This is a genomic window from Paraburkholderia sp. A1RI_3L (assembly GCF_048957895.1).
Classification (GTDB): Bacteria; Pseudomonadota; Gammaproteobacteria; order Burkholderiales; family Burkholderiaceae; genus Paraburkholderia; species Paraburkholderia kururiensis.
This window is the reverse complement of sequence record NZ_JARCHA010000001.1, coordinates 1,130,269-1,151,565: the sequence shown is the minus strand read 5'-3', so window position 1 is coordinate 1,151,565 and position 21,297 is coordinate 1,130,269. Positions and strand designations below refer to the sequence as shown.

Below are 21,297 nucleotides of genomic sequence, written 5' to 3'. Positions count from 1 at the left end.
CTGCATGGTAGTCGGCCTGCGCGCGCAGCACGCGCTCAGGCGGCGGGATAGACCTAGAGCACCTCCTCTCGCCTGAGCACGGCGAGGCGGCACCCTGCGTGCGGGGCCTCTGCCCCCAATAGCCGAATTTCCGCTACGGATTCGAGGGCACAGCGCGAGCGCGATTCAAGCCGCCGCCCGCTGCGCATCGTGCGCGAGCACGGCGCCCTCGGCAACGAGCGCATCGATACGCTCGTTATCGAATCCATATTCGCGCAGCACTGCACGCGTATGTTCGCCATAGAGCGGCGCGGGCCGCGAGCGCGGCATCGGCTCGTGTTCCGGCGTGGCGCCATCCGCCTCGTCCCCTGCCGAAAAGTGGATCGGCAAACCGATGCCACGCGTGCGCCCCGCAAGCGGATGGTCAGACTCCACCACCATTGCGCGCGCAAGCGTCTGCTCATGCGTGGCGACCTGCGGCACGTCGAGCACCGGTCCGCACGGCAAGCCGATAGCGTCGAATGCGACGAGCCATTCGTCCGTGGTCTTCTGCGCGAGCCGCACGCCCAGGACTTCCACGAGCGCCGCGCGATTGGCCATGCGCGCCGCGTTGGTGCTGAAGCGCGCGTCGCTTGCCAGTTCCGGCATGCCGAGCACGTTCACCAGACGCTCGTAATTGCTCTGGTTCGCGGCGCCCACGTTGATCCAGCCATCCAGCGTACGAAACGCCTGATACGGCGCGCTGGTGGGGTTGGCCGAGCCCATCTTGGGCAGCACGGTGCCGTCGGCGAAGTAGTTGGCGAAGGCCCAGTACATCTGCTGCAGGCCTGCTTCGAAGAGCGATGTATCCACCATCTGGCCGCGGCCCGTGCGCTGCTTCTCGGCATACGCGGCGCAGATGCCGAGCGCGGCGAGAATGCCCGCGTTGATGTCGGTAACGGGCGAGCCTGCCTTGATGGGCGCCTGGCCCGGCTCGCCCGTCATGCTCATGAGGCCGCTCATGCCCTGCGCGATAAGGTCGAAGCCGGCCTTGTCGGCCAGCGGCCCGCTGCGTCCGTAACCCGAGATCGCGCAGTAGATGAGCCCGGGGTTCATCGCCTTGAGCACGTCGTAGCCCATGCCGAGCTTCTCCATGGTGCCCTTGCGATAGTTCTCGGTCACCACGTCCGCGCTCGCCAGCAGCCGTTGCAGCACCTCGCGCCCGCCCGCGGTTTTCAGGTTCAGCGCGATGCCGCGCTTGTTGCGGTTGACGATCATGAACGACGCCGACTCGCCGTGCGCCATGATGGGCGCGAAGCGGCGCGAGTCATCGCCGCCCGGCACCTTCTCCACCTTGATGACGTCCGCGCCCATGTCGGCAAGCATCATGCCGCACACGGGGCCCGACATGATGTGCGCGAGTTCGATCACGCGCATGCCGGCCAGCGGGCCTGCTTTTTGTGCCATCTCGTGTCCCCTCGTTTGCCTCGTTTCCGGCATCTACCTCGTTTGCCTCATTTGCCTCATTTGCCTTCAAATGCCGGCTTCGTCTTCGCGAGAAACGCCTGGTAGCCGATGCGAAAGTCTTCGGTGCCGAAGCACGCGAAGCCTTCGTCGCGCTCGGCGGCAGTGAGCGGCGCCGGGTTCATCACGCGCCGCACGAACTGCTTGTGCCAGCGCGCGACGAGCGGCGCGCCTTCGGCGATGCGCGTGGCGCACGCCCAGGCTTCGCCAGTGACTTCGGCATCCGCAACCACGCGCGTGACGAGTCCTTTTTGCAGGGCCTCCTGCGCGCCGAAAATGCGCCCTTCCAGCAGAATTTCGAGCGCCACGGCCGGCCCCGCCAGCTTCACGAGCCCCGCGAGTTCGGCGTGCGCCATCACGAGCCCGAGGTTCTTGATGGGCACACCGAAGCGGCTCGACTCGCCGCAGATGCGCAGGTCGCACATCGACGCAATCTCGAGGCCGCCGCCCACGCAGATGCCGTGAATCATCGCGACGAGCGGATGGCGGCAGCGCCCGAACGCGTCGAGCGTGCGATGCATCAGCGCGCCGTACTCACGCGCCTGCTCCACGTTTGCGCGGTCCGTAGCGAATTCGCCGATGTCGTTGCCCGGCGAAAACGCCTTCTCGCCCGCGCCGCGCAGCACGATGCAGCGCAGGCTGTCTTCGGCGGACAACGCGTCGATAGTTTCGCCCAGCTCGCGCCACAGCGTCTTCGTCATCGCGTTCAACTTGTGCGGCCGGTTGATCGTGACGGTCGCGATGAAACCGTCACGCTCAACCACAATGCCTGCTTCGTTCATGGCGTCTCCCTATGCCGCTATGCCACCAGGCTGCCGGCAATCAGACGAGCCCGGCTGCCGGCTTGATCGCTTCGTCGGCCTGCTCTTCGAGCCGGCGGTCCGGCCGCATCGCGATGGAGAGCACGATGCCCGCTGCCATCAACGCCATCGACGCGATGAACGGCAGGTTCCAGTTGCCCGTCACGTCGATCATCCAGCCGCCCACCACGGGGCTGATGATCGCGGCGAGCGCCGAGCCCGTGTTCATCACGCCGCTCGCGGTGCCGGCGTGCTTCGGCGCGATGTCCATCGGCACGGCCCACATCGGTCCGATGGTCATTTCGTTGAAGAAGAAGCCGAGGCTCAGGCACACCGCCGCGAGCGTGATCGACATGTTCGGCACCAGCATGATGGGCATGAGCGAGAGCAGCGTCGCGAACATGCAGATGGCCACCATCGCGCTGCGCGCAAGACGCGGGCGACCGGTGCGCTTGAGAATCTTGTCGGTCACTTCGCCGCCCAGCCAGTCGCCCAGCACGCCCGCGAAGAACACGCCCGACGCGAAGAGCGCCGACTTGCTCAATTGCAGGTGATAGTTGTGCAGGAAGTACTGCGGAATCCAGCCGAGGAAGAGCCACAGCACCCAGCCGTAGCAGAAGTACACGAGGGTGACGGGCGCCATGCGGCCCACCAGCGCGCGCCAGGGCACCGGCTTGCGTTCCTTGAAGCCGCTGTAGGCGGGCAGGCGGTCGCTCTCGGCGTTACTGATGCGCGGATGCTCGCGCGGGTCGTCGCGGAAATACCAGATCCACACGAGCGCCCACAGGAAGCTGATCACGCCCGTCACCACGAACGAGCCGCGCCACGACGTGGCGAGCATGAGCCACGTGATGAGCGGCGGCGCCACCGCGTTGCCGATGCGCGAGGCCGCGTGCGTGATGCCCTGCGCGAAGCCGCGCCGCTCGGGCGTGGTCCAGTTCGACATGGCGCGCGTGGCGGTGGGGAACGTGGCGCCTTCGCCCAGACCCAGCAGCAGCCGCGCGATCACGAGCGACACGAAGCCGCCCGCGAGGCCCGTGAGCACGGTGGCGCCGGCCCAGATGATGGCGCACACGGCGAGCGTGCGGCGCGGCCCGAAGCGGTCGCCCAGCCACCCGCCGATGATCTGGAATACGAGATACGGATACGCGAACGCGGAAAAGACAAAGCCGACCTGCGTATGGGTCAGGCCAAGCTCGGCGCCGAACTGGCTCGCCGCCGTGCTCACGTTGACGCGGTCAACGTAGGTGATGAGGTACATCGCACACAACAGCAGCAGAACGCGCGTCGTGACTCGACGGAACATCGCTGTCTCCTTATCTCCGGTGCCGGCTGCGCTCTAGCGCTGCATCGAGGTAGCGCGCCGTGCGTGGTCAGGTGTGGTTGGAATGACTGCCCGTTTTGCTACATCAATGCCTCCTCGAGAATGTGGGCCACGTGGCGCGCCTTCGCGCCGGCCCCATCGGCAATCTGGTGGCGGCAGCTCGTACCGTCCGCCACGATCACGGTGCCCGGCTCCGCCGCGCGAACGGCGGGCAGCAGCGAGAGTTCGGCCATCGCCATCGACACCTCGTAATGCTCGGCCTCGTAACCGAAGCTGCCGGCCATGCCGCAGCACGACGATTCGATCACGGCCACGTCGATGCCGGGAATCCAGCCGAGCACCGTGCGCGAAGGCGCAAACGCCCCGAACGCCTTCTGGTGGCAATGGCCGTGCAGCAGCGCGCGCTTCATGCCATGAGGCGTCTTCAGCGGCAACTGCATGCGGCCGGCCTCGCGCTCGCGCACGAGAAATTCTTCGAACAGCAGCGCGGACTGCGCGAGCCGCTGTGCCACGTCGCCGAAACCATACGCGAGGAACTCGTCGCGCAGTGTGAAAAGACACGACGGTTCCAGCCCGACGATGGGCACGCCGCGCTCGACGAACGGCCGCAGCGCATCCAGCGTGCGGCGCGCTTCGGCCTTCGCTTCGTCCACGAGTCCCGCGGCGAGGAACGTGCGGCCGCAGCACAACGGGCGCTCGCTGCGCGCCGCGGCACCCTGGGCCGGGAACGGATCGACGTGCACGGTGTAGCCGGCCGCTTCGAGCACGCGCCGCGCCGCGCGCGCGTTCTCGGGCTCCATGTGGTTGTTGAAGGTATCGACGAAGAGCAGGACTTCGCGCGTGGCTGACCTGCCTGCACCGGCAGTGGTCTCCTGCCCGCGACGCTCGCCTCGCACGCTCGCAAGGAAGCTCTTCGTGAAACGCGGCAGGCTGCGCTCGGGCGCAATGCCGAAGCGTGCCAGCAGCGCGCGCGCCGCCGACGAACGCGTGACGAACGCCGTCACCGGCGCAAACCCGCCGGCGAGCGCCGCATAGCGCGGCAGAAACGCGACGAGCCGATCGCGCCAGCGCATGGGATGCCGCGCATACCAGGCCGCGCGCGCCTCGATCTTCACCTTCGCCATATCGACGCCCGTTGGGCAGTCGCGCTTGCAGCCCTTGCAGGACACGCAGAGATCGAGCGCCTCGCGCACCTCGGCGCTTGCGAGGCCCGCCTCCCCTACCTGCCCGCTCAACGCCAGCCGCAACGTATTCGCGCGACCGCGCGTGACGTGCTGCTCGTCGCGCGTCACGCGATAGCTTGGGCACATCGTGCCCGCGTCGAACTTGCGGCAGTGGCCGTTGTTGTTGCACATCTCCACGGCCTTCGCGAGTCCGTGTGTGCGGTCGCCGCCGCTGCCCGGCATGCCTTCGGCGCCCGTGAGGGGGTCGCGCGTCACGTTCCACGCCGACCAGTCGAGCTTCGGTTCGAACGGTGTTTCTGCGTAGCCCGGTGCAAAGCGGAAGTGACGCGCGTCGTCCATCTTCGGCGGCGCAACGATGCGGTCCGGGCTGAACAGGTTGTCGGGATCGAACAGCGCTTTGACTTCGCCGAATGCGCGCGTCAGCTGCGGTCCGTACTGCCACGAGATCCATTCGCCGCGGCACAGGCCGTCGCCGTGCTCGCCCGAATAGGCACCCTTGTACTCGCGCACAAGCGCCGCCGCTTCTTCGGCAATGGCGCGCATCTTCGCGGCGCCGTCGCGGCGCATGTCGAGAATGGGTCGCACGTGCAAGGTGCCCACGCTCGCGTGCGCGTACCACGTGCCTTCCGTGCCGTGCCGATGGAACACCTCGGTCAGGCGGCTCGTGTACTGCGCGAGATGGTCGAGCGGCACCGCGCAGTCTTCGATGAAAGACACCGGTTTGCCGTCGCCCTTCATGCTCATCATGATGTTGAGCCCGGCCTTGCGGACGTCCCACAGCGCTTTCTGCGGACCCGCATCGGTCATGCGTACGACCGAGCCCGGCAGGCCGAGGTCGCCCATCAGCGCGACAAGATCTTCCAGCAGGCGCAGTAACGGCGCCTGCTCGCTGCCCGCGAATTCGACCAGCAACACCGCTTGCGGACGCCCCACGAGCGCGGCTTCGATCACGGGCCTAAAAGCCGGGTTGCCGAGCGAGAGATCGATCATGATGCGATCGACCAGCTCCACCGCCGAGGGACCGAGCCGCACGATGTGCTGGGTGAGGTCCATCGCCTGGTAAAAGGTGGGAAAGCTCACGACACCGAGCACCTTGTGCGCGGGCAGCGGCGCGAGCTTCAGCGCGAGTTCGCGGCTGAACGCGAGCGTGCCTTCGGAGCCCACCAGCACGTGCGCCAGATTCGGCTCGCCGTCCGCGCTGTAGGGCATCGGGTTCTGGCAGTCGAACACGTCGAGGTTGTAGCCCGCCACGCGGCGCAGCACCTTGGGCACGCGCGCCACGATCTCGTCGCGCTCGCGTGAAGCGATGTTGCGCAGACCGTCCACGATGGCGCGCACGCGAGAGGCCGCCGCTTCCATCTGCGCAAGCGGGCCGAAGCGTGCGAGCGTGCCGTCGGCGAGCACGGCATCGATGGCGGCCACGTTGTGGACCATGTTGCCGTACTGGATGGAACGCGACCCGCACGAGTTGTTGCCGGCCATGCCGCCTAGCGTGCATTGCGCACCTGTGGAGACGTCCACGGGAAACCAGAGCCCGTGCGGCTTCAACCACGCGTTCAGATGATCGAGCACCATGCCGGGCTCGACCGTCACCGTCAGCGCTTCAGCATCGAAGTGCTTCACGCGGTTGAGCCACTTCGACGTATCGATCACGAGCGCTTCGCCCACGGTCTGACCGCACTGGCTCGTGCCCGCGCCGCGCGCGAGCACGGGCACATGGTTTTCGCGGGCAATCTGCAATGCTGTGAGCAGGTCGTCTTCGTCGCGCGGCACCGCTACGCCGACGGGCGTGATCTGGTAGATCGAGGCGTCCGTGGCATAGCGGCCGCGCGAGGCACGGTCGAACAACACGTCGCCGCGCAGCGCATTGCCCAACTGGACCGCGAGCGGCGTGGGCGCCATCGCACCGCCTGCCGTGCCGCCAGGGTGCGACGGCATGAGCCGCACCGGCCGCACGAGCGTTGCGCTGCGCGGCGCCGATGTCATCGGGCGGCTCCGTCGAACTGCACCTGCACGGGCGGCAGCCCTTCGATCTCGCCCACGGCAACGCCCGGCTCGCGTGCGCTCCACATGCCGATGAAACTGCCGGTAGTGATGACCGCGCCCGCTGCGACCGCGATGCCGCGACCGGTGCTGTGATTCACGACCCACGTGAGCAGCCGCCGCGGATCGCCCGCCGGGTTCGCCGGCTCAGAACCGAACACGCTCGCGCCGTTATAGGTGAAGCGCAGCGACGGCGCGGCGAACGGGAAGTCGTCGCGATACGGCACGGGCGCGCCCGCAATCAGCGCGCCGTGATTGAGCAGATCGGCAAGCTGCCACAGGCGGTCCACGTCGGGCCACGCGGCGAAGCGGCTCGTCACCACTTCGATGGTCGCGCACATCGATTCGATGGACGACATCACGTCTTGCGCGGCATAGGGCGTGCTGCTCGCTTCAAACGTGCGGCCAAGACGAAACGCGATCTCGAGTTCGAGCGCGAACGGCGCGTGCGCGTCGAAGTGCAAACGCGCGGGGCTCGCGTAGAGCAACGCGTCGGGCAACGGCGCGCCTTGCGCGGGTGCGTCGGGCGACTTCGCGCCCACCTTCCAGCCGCCGATGCCGTACTTCAGGCGGCGCAGCGTCTCGTGCTGGGTGTCGAAGGCGTCCTCGGCGGTGGCAGGCGCGAGTTCGTCGGGCACGCGCACGATGGGTGAGTGATCGGCGCGCGCATCGGCAAGCCACTGGGCGCGTGCAGCGGTACGAGCGGGGCTGCTGCCGGCCGCTGCGAAGTCGAGGGTTTCGGGACGATTCATCGCGCGGCCCTCACGCGGCTACGCGCAGCGCACGCGCCGGCGCGTGCGTGCCGAGATATTCCATGGCCGCCTGCACGCCGCTGCCCGCAAGCTTCACGCCGCCCAGCTTCAGCCCCATCTCGCAGCCGGCGAGCGTGGCCATCAGCGTGAGGTCGTTGCAGTCGCCCAGGTGGCCGATGCGGAACATGCGCCCCTTCACCTTGCCGAGCCCCGTGCCCAACGACATGTCGAAGCGCTCGTAGATCAGCTTGCGCACGGCGTCGGCATCTACGCCCTCGGGCATCACGACGCCCGTGAGCACCGGCGAGTAGACAGCCGGGTCGGCACATTGAATTTCGAGGCCCCACGCGCGCACCGCCTGGCGGCACGCTTCGGCGAGGCGCTGGTGACGTGCGAAGACGTTGTCGAGCCCCTCGCTGAAGATCATGTCGAGCGCTTCGGCAAGGCCGTAGAGCAGGTTCGTGTTCGGCGTGTAGGGCCAGTAGCCGGTGCGATTCATCTCGATGATCTCGGTCCAGCCCCAGAACGCGCGCGGCAGCTTGGCGTGGCGGCTCGCTTCCAGCGCCTTTTGCGACACCGCGTTGAAGCTGATGCCGGGCGGCAGCATCAAGCCCTTCTGCGAACCGGACACGGTCACGTCCACGCCCCATTCGTCATGGCGATAGTCGGCGGAGGCGAGGCCCGAGATCGTGTCGACCATCAGCAGCGCGGGGTGGCCCGCGGCGTCGATGGCGCGGCGCACCGCGGCGATGTCCGAGGTCACGCCCGTCGAGGTCTCGTTGTGCACCACGCACACGGCCTTGATGGCGTGCTGCGTGTCTTCGCGCAACCGCGCTTCGATCATGGGCGCCTGCACGCCGCGCCGCCAGCCTTCCACGCCGGGCAGCCCGAGAAACTCGGGCTTCAGACCGAGGCTCTCAGCCATCTTCTTCCAGAGCGTGGCGAAGTGGCCGGTCTCGTACATCAGCACCGTGTCGCCGGGACTCAGCGTGTTGCACAGCGCGGCCTCCCAGGCGCCGGTGCCCGAGGCCGGATAGATCACGACGGGCTGCGCGGTCTGAAACACCTTCTTGATGCCGGACAGCACCCGCAGGCCGAGCGCGCCGAACTCCGGGCCGCGATGGTCGATAGTGGGATAGCTCATCGCGCGCAGAATCCGGTCGGGCACGGGGCTGGGCCCGGGAATCTGCAGGAAGTGACGGCCGGCGGGATGAAAGTCCAGTTCAAGCATTGCGCGTCCTTTTTGAATTTTGCATGCAAAATACTTTAGAGCACGAATAGGTCTCTGGGAAGGCGCAATGTGCATCACAGCGGCCAGGACAAACCCTTAGCCTCGCAGAGGCCGCGTCACGCCTTGTCTGGCACTAGAATCCGAACATCCGGTCCGCGTTGGTAAAATACCGCTCGCGTCTGGCCAAGCCGCCGGCTGACGCGATTCGATGACGGGAAATTGCATGCGAAATACAGATATTGCCGACGACGCCTCTTTCACGCCCACCTTGCCGCGCGTCGAGCGGCTGCGTCTGCACGACACGGTGGTGGAGCACTTGCGCAACTTCATCGTGGAGGGGCGGCTCGCGCCCGGCGTGAAGCTCAACGAACGCGAACTCTGCGAAATGCTGGGCATCTCGCGCACGCCGCTGCGCGAGGCACTGAAGGTGCTGGCAGCGGAAGGGCTGATCGATATTTCGCCGAATCGCGGCGCGTCGGTGTCGCGCATGTCGGCCGCCGAGATTCGCGAGATGTTCGAACTGATGAGCGGGCTCGAAGCGTTCTCGGGCGAACTGGCCTGCGAGCGCATCACGCCTGCGGAACTCGCGCAGATCAAGGCGCTGCACTACGAAATGCTGGCCTGCCACGCACAGAACGACCTGCCCGGCTACTACAGCCGCAACATGCAGATTCACGACCGCATCAACGAGGCTGCGCGCAATTCGGCACTCCGACAGACGTGGCTTTCGATCAACCGGCGTTTGCAGGCGCTGCGGTTTCGCTCGAACTTCTCGGCGTCGAAGTGGGACCACGCCGTGCACGATCACGAAGAGATGATCAAGGCGCTCGAATCACGCGATGGCAAGCGGCTCGCCACGATCCTGCGCCAGCATCTGCTCGACAAGCGCGACGCGGTGCTGCTCCAGGATGCGCAGCAGCAGGCGGTCAGTGGGGCGTAAGAGGGTGCCCCGTAAGGGGGTGCGTCAGGGCAGTTGAGGTTGACGAGAAAGTCCGCAGGGAATGAAAAAAGCCCGTGTGCCTCGAAAGAGGACACGGGCTTTTCACTGCCTGCGTCTGTTGACCGATGCGGCGCGCAAGCAACCGCGCTAACGCCGCATTCGGTCGAGCTAAGCCAGCCTCAGTCAGCCTTCACGCCTTCCACCTGGATCTGCAGCGTGGTGGCCATCTTGAAGCCATAGGCCTGGCCGTAGTTCACGCCGAAGTCGGCACGGTCGAACTGGGCCGTGGCGTCCGCGCCGCACACTTCGCGCTTGAGCATCGGGTTCGTGAAGCACTTGAACGAATCGATCTTCAGGTTCAGCGGCTTGGTCACGCCATGCAGCGTGAAGGTGCCGATCACTTCCACGGGCTTGTCGCCGTCGAAGCGGATCGACGTGCCCTTGTAGACCGCCGTCGGGTACTTCTCGACGTCGAGCATTTCGGCCGAGCGCACGTGCTTGTCGAGCGCGCCGTTGCCGGTGTCGATGGACGATGCGTCGATGGTCACGTCCACGGTACCGGTCTTCGCTGCGCGGTCCAGCACCACCGTGCCGCTCGACTTCGTGAACTTGCCGCGCCACACCGAAACGCCGCCGAAGTGGTCGGTTTCGAAGCTCGGGTACGTGTGGGTCGGATCGAGGTTGTAGGTGGTCGCGAACGCCGGTGCGGAGAGAACGGCGGCGAGTGCGGCGATGAGCGAAAGGCGGGTCTTCATGTGTTCACTTCCTGGTTTGCGGAAAACGGTTGAGACAAAAGATCGAGCGCGTCACTTGCCCGCGCTGACGATGTGAAACTTGATCTGCACGTCGTCGGCCACGACGGAGGTGTCTTTCCATTCGCCGTCGCCAATGCCGTAGGCCAGGCGCTTGATGGGCAGCGTGCCGTCGAACACCTCGTTCGCGCCGTCCTTGCGAAATTGCACGGGCACCACGACGTCGGTGGTCTTGCCCTTGATGGTGAGCTTGCCGGCCACGCTGTAGGCGCCATTGGCCGCCGGCTTGATCTGCGTGGAAACGAAGGTAGCGTGGGGCCAGGCAGCGGCGTCGAACCATTCCTTGCCCGCCACTTCCTTGTTGTATTCGGGCGAGCCGAGATCGAAGCTCGCCACGTCGATGTCGATCTTCGCGCTGCCCGCGGCGGCGTTCGCCGGGTCGAAGCGGATGGCCGCGTTGATGCGGTTGAACTTGCCTTCCACGGGCACGTTCATCTGCTTGAAAACGGCGCTGACGCTGGTCTTCGAGGCATCGGTAGCGGCGAGCGCGGGAAGCGAAAGCGCGGCGGCGCCCGCCACGAAGGCGGCGGATGCGGCGAGCGCGCAAAGCGAAACGAGACGTCGGTTCATGTCGGGTGAGTGCGGTGAATGTTGTGTGGTGAGTGATGAGCGGTGAAGCGAAGGGATCGCGGCCTGGCGGTCAGCGACCCGACGCCCCGCCCCGCCCGCCGAACGGCAGCATGCGAGCCACGATGCGCTGCCTGTCGAGCAGTTCGTGTTTGACCACGGCAAGCAGATGCGCGGCAACGACGGCGGCCAGCGCGTAATCGAGCGCGATATGCACGGTCTTCAGCAGGACCTTGAGCGCGTCGTCGGGGCCGATCAGCGTGGGCAGCGGCAGCACGCCCAGATAGACCACTTGAATGCCAGCCGCCGAGCTATAGAGATAGCCGCTCACCGGCACCGCGAACATCAGCACGTAGAGCGCGGCGTGGCCCGCGTGAGCGGCCAGCTTCTCCCAGCCGTGCATCGCGTCGGGCAGCGCGGGGGGACGGTGCGTGGCACGCCAGACAACGCGCGCGAGTGCGAGCACGAGCACCGTGACGCCGATCCACTTGTGCCACGAGAAATAGCGCAGCTTGGTGGGCGTGATGCCCGGGATGTCGGTCATGATCCAGCCGAGCGCGAAGCCCCAGACGATCAGCGCGGCCACGCTCCAATGGAGCAGCATGGCCACGGCGCTGTAACGGCTCGCGGGCGCGACGGACGAAGTGGCGTCGGAAAGCGGACGGGAACGGGAAATGGACAAGGCAATCGGCACGCAATGAAAACAGGTTGGCGGACTGTACCGAACGCCTCCTATTCAAACAACCGGCTAAACTAGATCATTCATATCCAATTTTTCGATACATCGCGTGAGCCGCCCTACCCAACCGCAAGACCGCAGCCCGAGCCTCGATCAACTGCGCACGCTTATCGCCGTCAGCGAGACCGGCAGTTTCTCCGCCGCGGCCGAGCGGCTCGGGCGCGCGCAGTCGGTCGTGAGCTACGCCATTGCGAGCCTCGAAACGCAGCTGGGCGTCGCGCTCTTCGAGCGCGGCAAGCGGCGTCCGCAGCTCACCGCGGCGGGCCGCGCGATTCTGGCGGACGCCCGGCGCCTCGACCTGCTCGCCGGCCAGCTGAGCGCCAAGGCGGCCGGCCTGCAACGCGGGCTGGAGAGCGAGGTGTCGCTGGCGGTGGACGTGATGTTCCCCTCCGAGCGGCTTGTCGAAGCGCTCCAGGCGTTCGCGCGCGAGTTTCCCACCGTCGCGCTGAACCTCACGATGGAGGCGCTCGGCGGCGTGCTCAAGCTCGTGCTGGACGGCGAGTGCCTCGTGGGTATCAGCGGGCCCAACCAGAACTGGCCGCACGTGATAGAAGCCGAAACGATCTGGTCCGTGGAACTGGTGCACGTAGCGGCGCCCGACCATCCGCTCGCGCGCCTCGCGCAGCCCATTCGCGTTTCCGAAGCGCGCGAGCACACCCAGCTCGTACTGACCGACCGCAGCCGCCTCACCGAGGGCCAAAGCTTCGGCGTGTACGGCACACGCACCTGGAAGCTCGGCGACCTGGGCGCGAAGCATCGTCTGTTGCTGGCGGGGCTGGGCTGGGGGTCGATGCCGCGCCACCTCGTGCAAGCCGACCTCGATGCGGGACGGCTCGTGCGCGTCGAACTGGCGGACCGGCGCGGGGTGAACTACAACGTGTCGCTGATCCATCGCACCGATACGGCGACGGGCCCCGCTACGCGGTGGCTCTGCGACCACCTCTGCGAAGGCGCGCCGGCCGACATGCCGCTGCCGGGCGCGCGGTAGTCTCATGCGGGCATCGTGGGCATGGCAGGACTAGACGGTGTTGCCGGCGCCGGCCGGCACGCGATGGTCGCCGGATCTTGCAACTCACGTCTACGTGGAAGCAGCCGGCGCCTGCGCTCCATTCACCGACGACACGCATTCGTCCACGCTCAGTTCGTGCAGCGTGTCGGCGGGCATCACGTCGTCGGCTGCGCGCTGCAACGCGCGCAGCGCTCTCGGCTTCAGCCGCACCAGCATCAGCTTCAGATTGCGCGAGCGGCATTCCGCCGCGAAGATGCGCAGCGCCTCGATGGCGGACCCATCGACGTCAGGCGTTTCTTCCAGGCTCATCATCACCGTCTGCACCGGCGCCGCCTCGCGCAGCAGCGCGCGCACCTGGCCCAGCACGCGTTCCGTATTGGCGAAGAAGAGCGGCACCTCGGGACGCACGATCAGCAGGCCCGGTATGGGTTGCGCGTCGGGGTGGGCCGAGATGTCGACGAAATCGTGCGTGCCGCGCAGCCGACCCAGCACGCTCACGTTGGGCTCGGAAAGCTTGCGCAGCGTAAGCAGCAGGCTCACGCCGATCGCAGCCAGCAACCCGTGCAGCACGCCGAGCACGAGCACCGCGGCCAGCGCCGCGATCACCACGAGCCGGTCGCGATGCCAGGTCCAATACGGCTTGAACACCGAAGGATGCAGCGAATGGCTCACCGCGAAGATCACGATGGCGGCCAGCACCGGCTCCGGCGTGCGCGCGAGTTCGGGCAGCAGCACCAGCACGATGATGCCGACCACCACGGCAGCGCACACGCCCGCGAGCCGGCTTTGCGCGCCTGCGGCCTCATTGGCCGAGGTGGCCGAATAGCCCGCGCCCACGGGCATGCCATGCAGCAGCCCCGACACCAGGTTGGCGCAGCCGAGCGCCACGAGGTCGCGATTGGCCGACACCGTATCGCCGTGCTTGAGCGCGAAGTTGCGAATGGAGCCATACGACTCGGCATAGAGAATCAGCATCAGGGCGAAGCCGAGTTCCGCCGATTGCATCCATTGCGAACGCCCGAGCACGGGCAGGCCGAACGAAATGTTCTGCAGATCGATCTCGCCCACCGACGCAATGCCGTAGCGATGCCAGTCGAGCCCATAGCTCGCGGCAATGCTGAGCACGATCACGACCACCGACGCCGGCAGCCGCGTGCGGCGCCCAAGGCCGAACAGAATCGCGAGCGCCACGGCGCCCACGGCCACGCTGTACAGGTTCCAGTGCGCGGTCTGCTGGAAGAACTCGACGAGGATGCGCGGGGCATCGCTGTGCTTGACGGGCACCGCGGCGATCTTCGGCAATTCCTTGATGAGAATGGTGAGCGCGAGGCCGAACGTGAAGCCGCGCAGCACGGGCCGCGCAATGAAGTCCGACATGCCGCCCAGACGCGCCGCGCCCGCCAGCATGAAGAGCACGCCCGTGGTGGCCACCAGCGCCGCGGCAAGCGAAAGCTGCGCAACCGCGTTGGACGCAGGCTCGGAGAGCACCGTCGCAGCCAGCACGGCCGCTGAAGACGACGTCGCCGAGACAATCGCAAAGCGGCTTGTCCCGACAAGCGCGTAGATCACGAGCCCCGCGAGCAGCGCGATGAGGCCCGCCTGCGGCGGCAGGTTCGCGATGCCCGCGTAGGCGACCGCTTCGGGCAACAGCAGCCCGGCGATGGAAAGACCCGCCAGCACGTCGCGCCGCACGCCCTGGGGCCGCGGCAGCGGCGGTTCTTCGCGCGCGGAAAACTGCTCGGGATGCTGGAGGTCGGCGGGAGAGCGTTGCGGCGAAATGAACATGACAGGTCCGGAATCAGGCAATCGTCGCTTTCAATGCGGGCTCTCTTTAACGTGCGCTTCTGGCGTCCGCTTAATGTTCGCTCAACGTCCGCTTAACGTGCGCTTAACGTCCGCCACCCGGCTTGCGCGCCGAGCCAGCCGACGCATTGCGGCTCATGAGCTTCCACAGCGCGCCGAGCGCGACGGGCACCACCGCCGCGCCCACGCCCACCAGCACGATCACGTTCAGGTACTGGCGAATGAACGGAATGTTGCCGAAGAAGTAGCCGAGCAGCACGAGCAGCAGCACCCAGAACAGCGCGCCCGTGAAGTTGAACAGCTGGAAGCGCTTCATCGACATGCCCGACACGCCCGCCACGAACGGCGCAAACGTGCGCACCACGGGAATGAAGCGCGCGAGCACGATAGTCTTGCCGCCGTGGCGGTCGTAGAAGTCGTGGGTCTTCTGCAGCGCGGCGCGGTCCAGGAAGCGTTCCAGCACCGGTATGTGCGTACTGAACACCTTCGGGCCGATGGCACGCCCCACCAGATAGTTCACCGTGTTGCCCGTCACGGCCGCCACGAGCAGCAGCACGATCAGCGCAGCCAGATCCATCTCGTGCGCAGCGGCGAAGGCCCCGCCGATGAACAGCAGCGAGTCGCCCGGCAGGAACGGCAGCACGACGAGACCCGTTTCGCAGAACACGATCAGAAACAGCACCGCGTAGACCCAGGCGCCGTATTGCTGGATGAAAACTCCGAGGAACTTGTCGATGTGCAAGACAAGATTGACGAACTGCAGCAGCGTATCCAAAGGCGTCCCTTATTGAGCGGATAGAGGAGTGAAGCGCGGCGCGCGGCATGATCGGGCCCTGAACCCTGCATCGTCGGCCCTGGCTTGGCTGCTGGCGAGGGCGGGCATCGCGAGCCGGCGCGCTGACGGCGCCATGATACCAGGCCGGGGCACCTCACCAATGTGCGAAGTCGCGCTTGGGGGGCGAAAGAGGGCAAAAGAGGGCAAAAGGGGCGCAAATGAGGGGCAAGAAGGCGACTTCGCTGCGCGCCAGACGCCGGGCGGGCGGAGTCCCGCCGTTGCGTGCCGTGCCTGGCCGGGCGGCTGTGCGATGGGAAGACATGCCCGGGCAAAAGTGTGCGGGGGCGAAGCTGTGCCGGGTGACGGGTGGCGAAGTCGAGCCGCATTGAACCGAGCCCCACCGCGTCAAGCCGAGTCGAGTCGAGCCGCCCAGCCCCGCACCCTCGCAGCACAAGTCCGTCCAAAGCTGCGCTTATATAATGGCCCGCATGTCCCAGTCCCAAAATCTCGACTCCGCCGCCAGCGCGGCCACCCCAGCGGCCACAGACGGCGAAAGCGCGCGCGTAGCCAGCGCAGCGCCCCGTCCCGCGCAGCCGCCGCGCGCCATCCAGCCGCTGCCCGACCAGCTCATCAGCCAGATCGCCGCTGGTGAAGTGGTGGAGCGGCCGGCGTCGGTCGTCAAGGAACTCGTCGAAAACGCGCTGGATGCCGGCGCCACCACGCTGCGCATCCTGCTCGACGAAGGCGGCGTCAAACGCATCTCGATTACCGACGACGGCTGCGGCATTCCCGAAGCCGAACTGCCGCTCGCGCTGATGCGCCACGCCACGAGCAAGATCCGCTCGCTCGCCGAACTCGAAGCGGTGGCCACGCTCGGGTTTCGGGGCGAGGCGCTGGCGTCCATTGCGTCGGTGGCGCAGATGTACATCACGAGCCGCACCGACGACGCACCGCACGCCATCCGCATCGACGCGCAGACCGGCGTGCTCGCGCCCGCCGCGGGCACACGCGGCACGACCATCGAAGTGCGCGAGCTGTACTTCAACACGCCCGCGCGCCGCAAATTCCTGAAGAGCGAGCAGACGGAACTGGGCCACTGCCTGGAGATGATCCGGCGCGCGGCGCTCGCGCGGCCCGACGTGGCGATTTCGGTGCTCCACAACGGCCGCGCCGTCGAGCACTGGAACGCGAGCGAGCCGCCGGCGCGCGTCGCGAAGATTCTCGGCGAGACGTTCGCCACGGCGCATCTGCCGCTCGACGAATCGGCCGGGCCGCTCGCGGTGTACGGCTGCGCGGGGCTGCCCACCGCGAGCCGCGGCCGCGCGGACCAGCAGTATTTCTTCGTGAACGGCCGCTTCGTGCGCGACAAGCTGCTCACGCACGCCGTGCGCTCCGCCTACGAAGATGTGCTGCACGGCGACCGTTACCCGTCGTACGTGCTGTTCCTCGACCTGCCGCCCGAAGCGGTGGACGTGAACGTGCATCCGTCGAAGATCGAAGTGCGCTTTCGCGACTCGCGCTCCATTCACCAGTTCGTGTTTCATGCCGTGCAGCGTGCGCTTGCGCGGCATGCGGGCGCGTCGCCGGAAACGACGGCGGGCGGACATGCAGCCGACCTCGGCGTGCTCGGTGCGCCGGCATCGTTCGGCTCCACGCCGTTGGGGTCGTCGGCGGCTTCTTTCGGTGGCACGCCTGGCAATGGATTCGGCGCAGGCGCCGCCGCACGCGGACAGTCTTCCGGCACGACCTGGCTGCGCGACAGCCGCATGACGCAGGGCTCGTTGCCGGTCGCCCAGCCGCTCGCGCTCTACGACGCGCTGTTCGGCCGCAAAGACGTGGGCGCCGGCACCGACGCGGGCAGCACCGTACTCGAAGCGCGCGACGCGCCGACCGAAAGCGATACCGGCGCATTCGGTGCCTACGCCGGCAACGCCGCGACCTTTTCCGCCTCCGACGAACAACCGCTCGGTTTCGCGCTGGGCCAGATCCACGGCATCTACGTGCTCGCGCAGAATGCGCGCGGCCTCGTGATCGTCGATATGCACGCCGCGCACGAGCGCATTCTCTACGAGCAGTTCAAGCACGCGCTCGCCGAACGCGCCGTGGCCGTGCAGCCCCTGCTGATTCCGCTTTCCATGCACGCGGACGCCGTCGAAATCGGCACTGCGGAAGAAGAGCGCGCCACGCTGGATGCGCTCGGCTTCGACATCGCTGTGCTCTCGCCCACCACGCTCGCCATCCGCGCCGTGCCCGCGCTGCTCAAAGACGCGGACCTGCAAGCGCTCGCGCGCGCCGTGCTCGCCGACCTGCACGCTTACGGCGGCTCGCGCGTGCTCACGGAACGCCAGCACGAACTGCTCGGCACGCTGGCGTGCCATCACGCCGTGCGCGCGAACCGGCGCCTCACGCTCGACGAGATGAACGCGCTGCTGCGCCAGATGGAAGCCACCGAACGCGCCGACCAGTGCAACCACGGGCGGCCCACGTGGTATCAGCTCACGCTCGCCGACCTCGACCGCCTCTTCATGCGCGGTCAATGAGCGTGCAGCCTGAAGCCGTCACCCAGGTGGCGTGCCTGCTCGGCCCCACCGCCTCCGGCAAGACCGCGGCTGCACTCGCCTTCGCGGCGCGCGCCGCGGCGAGCGGGCGCACGGTGGAAATCGTCAGCGTGGATTCGGCGCTGGTCTATCGCGGCATGGACATCGGCACCGCGAAGCCCACGCCCGAAGAGCGCGCAGCGGTGGCGCATCATCTGATCGATATCGTCGACCCCACCGACGCCTACTCCGCCGCCGATTTTCGCGCCGACGCGCTACGCGTCATTGCCGAGATCGTTGCGCGCGGACACGTACCGCTGCTGGTGGGCGGCACGATGCTCTACTACCGCGCCCTCACGCACGGACTCAACGACCTGCCCGCCGCGAACCCCACGGTTCGCGCCGCGCTCGACGCCGACGCCGCACGCGAAGGCTGGCCCGCGCTGCACGCGCGGCTCGCCGCGGTGGACCCGGCCACGGCCGCGCGCCTCGCGCCCAACGACTCGCAGCGCATCCAGCGCGCACTCGAAGTCTTCATGCTGACCGGGCAGCCGATGTCCGCGCTGCTCTCAGCGCCCACGCAAGCGAACGAAGACGACCCCGCGCGCGCGTTTCGCTTCGTGCCCATTGCGTTGGAACCCTCAGACCGCGCCGTACTGCACGCGCGCATCGCAGCGCGTTTCGACGCGATGCTGGCCGCGGGCTTCATCGACGAAGTGAAAGCGCTGCGCGCGCGCGGCGACCTGCATCCGGGCCTGCCTTCGATGCGCTGCGTCGGCTACCGCCAGGCCTGGGAATATCTGGACGGCACCATCGACTACGCGACGATGCGCGACAAAGGCATCTTCGCCACGCGGCAACTCTGCAAACGGCAGCTCACGTGGCTGCGCTCCATGCCCGAGCGCATCGTGATCGACTGCTGCGCGAGCGATGCAACCGAACGCGCGGTGCTCGCCATCGAGCAGGCACTGAGCAACGCATAACGAGCAGCCCATAACGGGCGCACGCCGGGCACACGCTTCACTGCGCGAGAAACCCGCCGTCCACCGGCAACGCCACGCCGCTGATCATCGAAGCAGCATCGCTCAACAGAAACATCACCGGCGCGGCCACTTCGTGCGGCTCGGCGAAGCGCTTGAGCGGAATGCGTTCGAGCGCCGCCGCGCGCTTCGTCGGCTCGCTCCAGGCCTCGACCGCCATTGGCGTGAGCGTCACCGTGGGATTGACGCTATTCACGCGAATGCCGTACGGCCCGAGTTCGAGGCACAACACGCGCGTAATCGCATCGAGCGCCGCCTTCGACGCGCAGTAAGCCAGATGCTGATCGAGCGCGGCAAGCGACGCCTGGCTCGACACGTTCACGATACTGCCCGCGCGTTTCGCATCGATCATGCCGCGCGCCACGTGCCGCGCCACCAGGGCCGCGCCGCGCGCGTTCACGGCCATCAGATGGTCGAAGCCTTCGGCGGTGGTGTCGAGCGCGGGCGCAAGCTCCGTCACGCCTGCGCAGTTCACGAGGCCATCGAACGGACCGAGCGCGGCGAAGGCGTCGGCTATCGCGGCTTCGTCGCTCACGTCGAGCGCGAGCGGCTCGCAGCCCGTTTGCCCGGCCAGTTGTGCGAGCGCCTCCACGTTGCGCGCCGCCGCGACTACCTTCGCGCCGCTGGCGCACAGGCGCTCCACGGTCGTGCGTCCAATGCCGCTCGATGCACCCGTCACGAGGATCGAGCGTCCGCTGAAATCGAATTGCGTGTTCATGTGGGTTGCAGTCTGTGCATGATCGGCTTGAGCGCCGGGTAGAGGTCTTTGTAGACGGCGTAGCGTTCGGCGTAGAGCGCCTTGCGCGCGGCGTCCGGCTGCGCGCGCTCCACGAGCGTGATCCAGCCGCGCTCCGCGGCTTCGTGCGAGGTCACGCCCGCACCCACCGCCGCGAGCAGCGCGGCGCCCATCGCGGCCTCCACGTCCTGCTCGATGGTGAAAACGCGATAGCCCGTGACGTCCGCGATGATCTGCATCCAGAGGTTCGAATGCGCGGCGCCGCCTACTACGATGAGCCGGTCGTCGAGCGAGCGCGCGCCTTGGCGGCCCGCCTCGATGTTGTGCTGCAACGCGAACGACACGCCTTCGAGCACCGCGCGATACAGATGCGCCCGCGTATGAAAGAGACTCAAGCCGACGAACGCGCCGCTCGCCTTCGCGTCCCACACGGGGCTGCGCTCGCCCATCAGATACGGCAGGAACGTCACGCCGTCCGAGCCTGCGGGCACGCTGGACGCGGCCTCTTCGAGCAGACGATGCGCGTCGCCGTGCGACGTGGCGCGCGCGGCCTCGATCTCCGCGTGGCAGAACTGCTCGCGATACCACGTGACCGACGCACCCGCCGTAATCGCGCCACCGAACACGTAGAGGTCGCGCTGCGCGTTGAACACGTGCGGCATGGCCACGAGCCCGTGATGCGCGTCCACCTGCTGGTTGAGGTAGCCCCAGCACATGCTGGTACCGATCATCGCCACGTGCTGGCCCGGCTTCGTCACGCCGGCCGCGAAGGTGGCCACGGCCGCGTCCACGCCGCCCGCCACCACGGCCGTGCCCGCTTCGAGTCCGAGCGACTCGCACCATTGCGAGAGCAACCCGCCCACCACCTCGGACGACTCCACGAGCCGCTCGGGCATCATCGTGGCCGGAATGCCGAGCATGTCGAGCGCCTCGTCGGACCAGTCGCGCCGTGCGATGTCGTAGACCCCGCCGATGTTGCCCGCCGAGCTGTGATCCACGGCGACCTCGCCCGTGAGCAAATAGATGATGTACGCGTTCGGCGGCAGGAAGTAGCGCGTGTTGGCCCACACGTCCGGCTGATGCTCGCGCAGCCACAGGATCTTCGTGTAACCGTAGTAGCTGTCCACGCCGTTGCCCGTAATTGCGTAGAGCCGTTCGAGGTCCACGTGCTCGCGTACCCATTCCGCTTCGGCCGTGGCGCGACGGTCCATCCAGATGAGGCACGGGTGCAGCGGGCGCATCTCGTTGTCCACGGCAATGCCCGATCCACCGTACAGGCTGCTCACGCATACCGCCTTGATGTCCGCCGCGGCCACGCCTGCTTCGCGCGCGGTCGCCACGCAACGCGCAATGCACTCGCTCACGGCCTTGAGCCACACCGAAGGCCATTGCTCGGCCCAGAGCGGCTTCGGCGTATCGGGCTGGTAGGCCGAGGCATGCTGCGCCACGATCGCGCCGTTGCGGTCCACGAGCAGCGCCTTGGTGCTTTGCGTGCCGATGTCCACGCCGATGACATATTCCAT

At 67.3% G+C, this 21,297-nt stretch carries 17 protein-coding genes; 4 read left to right on the top strand and 13 right to left on the bottom strand.

The features are described 5' to 3' along the window. Positions 1–165: 165 nt before the first annotated feature. From PXJ20_RS05360 to PXJ20_RS05335, 6 genes are all read right to left on the bottom strand, one after another. Entirely contained in the window at positions 166–1,425 is a 1,260-nt protein-coding gene (locus tag PXJ20_RS05360; RefSeq protein WP_421030338.1) for a CaiB/BaiF CoA transferase family protein, read from the bottom strand. A gap of 56 nt (positions 1,426–1,481) precedes the next feature. Beyond that, positions 1,482–2,264: an enoyl-CoA hydratase/isomerase family protein gene (locus PXJ20_RS05355; RefSeq protein ID WP_421030337.1), complete on the bottom strand. Its 783-nt coding sequence runs from the start codon at positions 2,262–2,264 to the stop codon at positions 1,482–1,484. Positions 2,265–2,304: 40 nt separating this feature from the next. Beyond that, positions 2,305–3,588, bottom strand: a complete 1,284-nt coding sequence (locus PXJ20_RS05350) for an MFS transporter (protein ID WP_017772871.1) — start codon at positions 3,586–3,588, stop codon at positions 2,305–2,307. Positions 3,589–3,686: 98 nt separating this feature from the next. Then, positions 3,687–6,776 carry an FAD-binding and (Fe-S)-binding domain-containing protein gene (locus PXJ20_RS05345; RefSeq protein WP_421030336.1) on the bottom strand — a complete coding sequence of 1,030 codons (3,090 nt, stop codon included), beginning with the start codon at positions 6,774–6,776 and terminating at the stop codon, positions 3,687–3,689. Next, positions 6,773–7,585 carry a 2-keto-4-pentenoate hydratase gene (locus PXJ20_RS05340; RefSeq protein ID WP_421030335.1) on the bottom strand — a complete coding sequence of 271 codons (813 nt, stop codon included), beginning with the start codon at positions 7,583–7,585 and terminating at the stop codon, positions 6,773–6,775. The genes PXJ20_RS05345 and PXJ20_RS05340 overlap by 4 nt, the downstream gene beginning before the upstream one ends. Before the next feature lie 10 nt (positions 7,586–7,595). Further along, the gene (locus PXJ20_RS05335; RefSeq protein WP_421030334.1) at positions 7,596–8,816 is read right to left on the bottom strand and encodes a pyridoxal-phosphate-dependent aminotransferase family protein; all 1,221 of its coding nucleotides are present in this window, start codon (positions 8,814–8,816) and stop codon (positions 7,596–7,598) included. A 223-nt stretch (positions 8,817–9,039) separates the two neighbouring features. Here PXJ20_RS05335 and PXJ20_RS05330 point away from each other — a divergent pair, with 223 nt between their 5' ends. Then, positions 9,040–9,756 (top strand): GntR family transcriptional regulator, encoded by a 717-nt coding sequence (locus tag PXJ20_RS05330; RefSeq protein WP_017772867.1) that lies wholly within the window; start codon positions 9,040–9,042, stop codon positions 9,754–9,756. A gap of 179 nt (positions 9,757–9,935) precedes the next feature. On the opposite strand, the gene PXJ20_RS05325 is transcribed toward PXJ20_RS05330, so the two are convergent. From PXJ20_RS05325 to PXJ20_RS05315, 3 genes are all read right to left on the bottom strand, one after another. Further along, positions 9,936–10,511 (bottom strand): YceI family protein, encoded by a 576-nt coding sequence (locus PXJ20_RS05325; protein WP_199541645.1) that lies wholly within the window; start codon positions 10,509–10,511, stop codon positions 9,936–9,938. 51 nt (positions 10,512–10,562) lie between these two features. Continuing rightward, the gene (locus PXJ20_RS05320) at positions 10,563–11,138 is read right to left on the bottom strand and encodes a YceI family protein (RefSeq protein WP_017772865.1); all 576 of its coding nucleotides are present in this window, start codon (positions 11,136–11,138) and stop codon (positions 10,563–10,565) included. A gap of 70 nt (positions 11,139–11,208) precedes the next feature. After that, positions 11,209–11,817 (bottom strand): cytochrome b, encoded by a 609-nt coding sequence (locus PXJ20_RS05315; RefSeq protein ID WP_421030333.1) that lies wholly within the window; start codon positions 11,815–11,817, stop codon positions 11,209–11,211. Between the two features lie 106 nt (positions 11,818–11,923). Here PXJ20_RS05315 and PXJ20_RS05310 point away from each other — a divergent pair, with 106 nt between their 5' ends. Continuing rightward, positions 11,924–12,862 carry a LysR family transcriptional regulator gene (locus PXJ20_RS05310; RefSeq protein WP_017772863.1) on the top strand — a complete coding sequence of 313 codons (939 nt, stop codon included), beginning with the start codon at positions 11,924–11,926 and terminating at the stop codon, positions 12,860–12,862. A 90-nt stretch (positions 12,863–12,952) separates the two neighbouring features. Here PXJ20_RS05310 and PXJ20_RS05305 read toward each other — a convergent pair whose 3' ends face one another. Together PXJ20_RS05305 and PXJ20_RS05300 are read right to left on the bottom strand one after the other, a co-directional pair. Beyond that, positions 12,953–14,668: a SulP family inorganic anion transporter gene (locus tag PXJ20_RS05305; protein WP_421030332.1), complete on the bottom strand. Its 1,716-nt coding sequence runs from the start codon at positions 14,666–14,668 to the stop codon at positions 12,953–12,955. A gap of 103 nt (positions 14,669–14,771) precedes the next feature. Next, on the bottom strand, positions 14,772–15,461 hold the full coding sequence (locus PXJ20_RS05300) for a VTT domain-containing protein (RefSeq protein ID WP_017772861.1): 690 nt from the start codon (positions 15,459–15,461) through the stop codon (positions 14,772–14,774). A 479-nt stretch (positions 15,462–15,940) separates the two neighbouring features. Here PXJ20_RS05300 and mutL point away from each other — a divergent pair, with 479 nt between their 5' ends. Then, complete coding sequence (mutL, locus tag PXJ20_RS05295; protein WP_421030331.1) at positions 15,941–18,001, top strand: DNA mismatch repair endonuclease MutL; 2,061 nt, start codon at positions 15,941–15,943, stop codon at positions 17,999–18,001. Continuing rightward, entirely contained in the window at positions 17,998–18,981 is a 984-nt protein-coding gene (miaA, locus tag PXJ20_RS05290; RefSeq protein ID WP_421030330.1) for a tRNA (adenosine(37)-N6)-dimethylallyltransferase MiaA, read from the top strand. Before mutL ends, miaA begins: the two co-directional genes overlap by 4 nt. 37 nt (positions 18,982–19,018) lie before the next feature. On the opposite strand, the gene PXJ20_RS05285 is transcribed toward miaA, so the two are convergent. Both PXJ20_RS05285 and PXJ20_RS05280 read right to left on the bottom strand, forming a co-directional pair. After that, positions 19,019–19,756 carry an SDR family oxidoreductase gene (locus PXJ20_RS05285; protein WP_421030329.1) on the bottom strand — a complete coding sequence of 246 codons (738 nt, stop codon included), beginning with the start codon at positions 19,754–19,756 and terminating at the stop codon, positions 19,019–19,021. Next, positions 19,753–21,297, bottom strand: coding sequence for an FGGY-family carbohydrate kinase (locus tag PXJ20_RS05280; protein WP_421030328.1), 1,545 nt, complete (start codon positions 21,295–21,297; stop codon positions 19,753–19,755). Before PXJ20_RS05280 ends, PXJ20_RS05285 begins: the two co-directional genes overlap by 4 nt.

Coding starts and splice junctions, on each gene's coding strand:
- PXJ20_RS05360 (WP_421030338.1), bottom strand. CDS start 1,425: ATGGCACAAAAAGCAGGCCCGCTGGCCGGCATGCGCGTGATCGAACTC.
- PXJ20_RS05355 (WP_421030337.1), bottom strand. CDS start 2,264: ATGAACGAAGCAGGCATTGTGGTTGAGCGTGACGGTTTCATCGCGACC.
- PXJ20_RS05350 (WP_017772871.1), bottom strand. CDS start 3,588: ATGTTCCGTCGAGTCACGACGCGCGTTCTGCTGCTGTTGTGTGCGATG.
- PXJ20_RS05345 (WP_421030336.1), bottom strand. CDS start 6,776: ATGACATCGGCGCCGCGCAGCGCAACGCTCGTGCGGCCGGTGCGGCTC.
- PXJ20_RS05340 (WP_421030335.1), bottom strand. CDS start 7,585: ATGAATCGTCCCGAAACCCTCGACTTCGCAGCGGCCGGCAGCAGCCCC.
- PXJ20_RS05335 (WP_421030334.1), bottom strand. CDS start 8,816: ATGCTTGAACTGGACTTTCATCCCGCCGGCCGTCACTTCCTGCAGATT.
- PXJ20_RS05330 (WP_017772867.1), top strand. CDS start 9,040: ATGCGAAATACAGATATTGCCGACGACGCCTCTTTCACGCCCACCTTG.
- PXJ20_RS05325 (WP_199541645.1), bottom strand. CDS start 10,511: ATGAAGACCCGCCTTTCGCTCATCGCCGCACTCGCCGCCGTTCTCTCC.
- PXJ20_RS05320 (WP_017772865.1), bottom strand. CDS start 11,138: ATGAACCGACGTCTCGTTTCGCTTTGCGCGCTCGCCGCATCCGCCGCC.
- PXJ20_RS05305 (WP_421030332.1), bottom strand. CDS start 14,668: ATGTTCATTTCGCCGCAACGCTCTCCCGCCGACCTCCAGCATCCCGAG.
- mutL (WP_421030331.1), top strand. CDS start 15,941: ATGGCCCGCATGTCCCAGTCCCAAAATCTCGACTCCGCCGCCAGCGCG.
- miaA (WP_421030330.1), top strand. CDS start 17,998: ATGAGCGTGCAGCCTGAAGCCGTCACCCAGGTGGCGTGCCTGCTCGGC.
- PXJ20_RS05285 (WP_421030329.1), bottom strand. CDS start 19,756: ATGAACACGCAATTCGATTTCAGCGGACGCTCGATCCTCGTGACGGGT.
- PXJ20_RS05280 (WP_421030328.1), bottom strand. CDS start 21,297: ATGGAATATGTCATCGGCGTGGACATCGGCACGCAAAGCACCAAGGCG.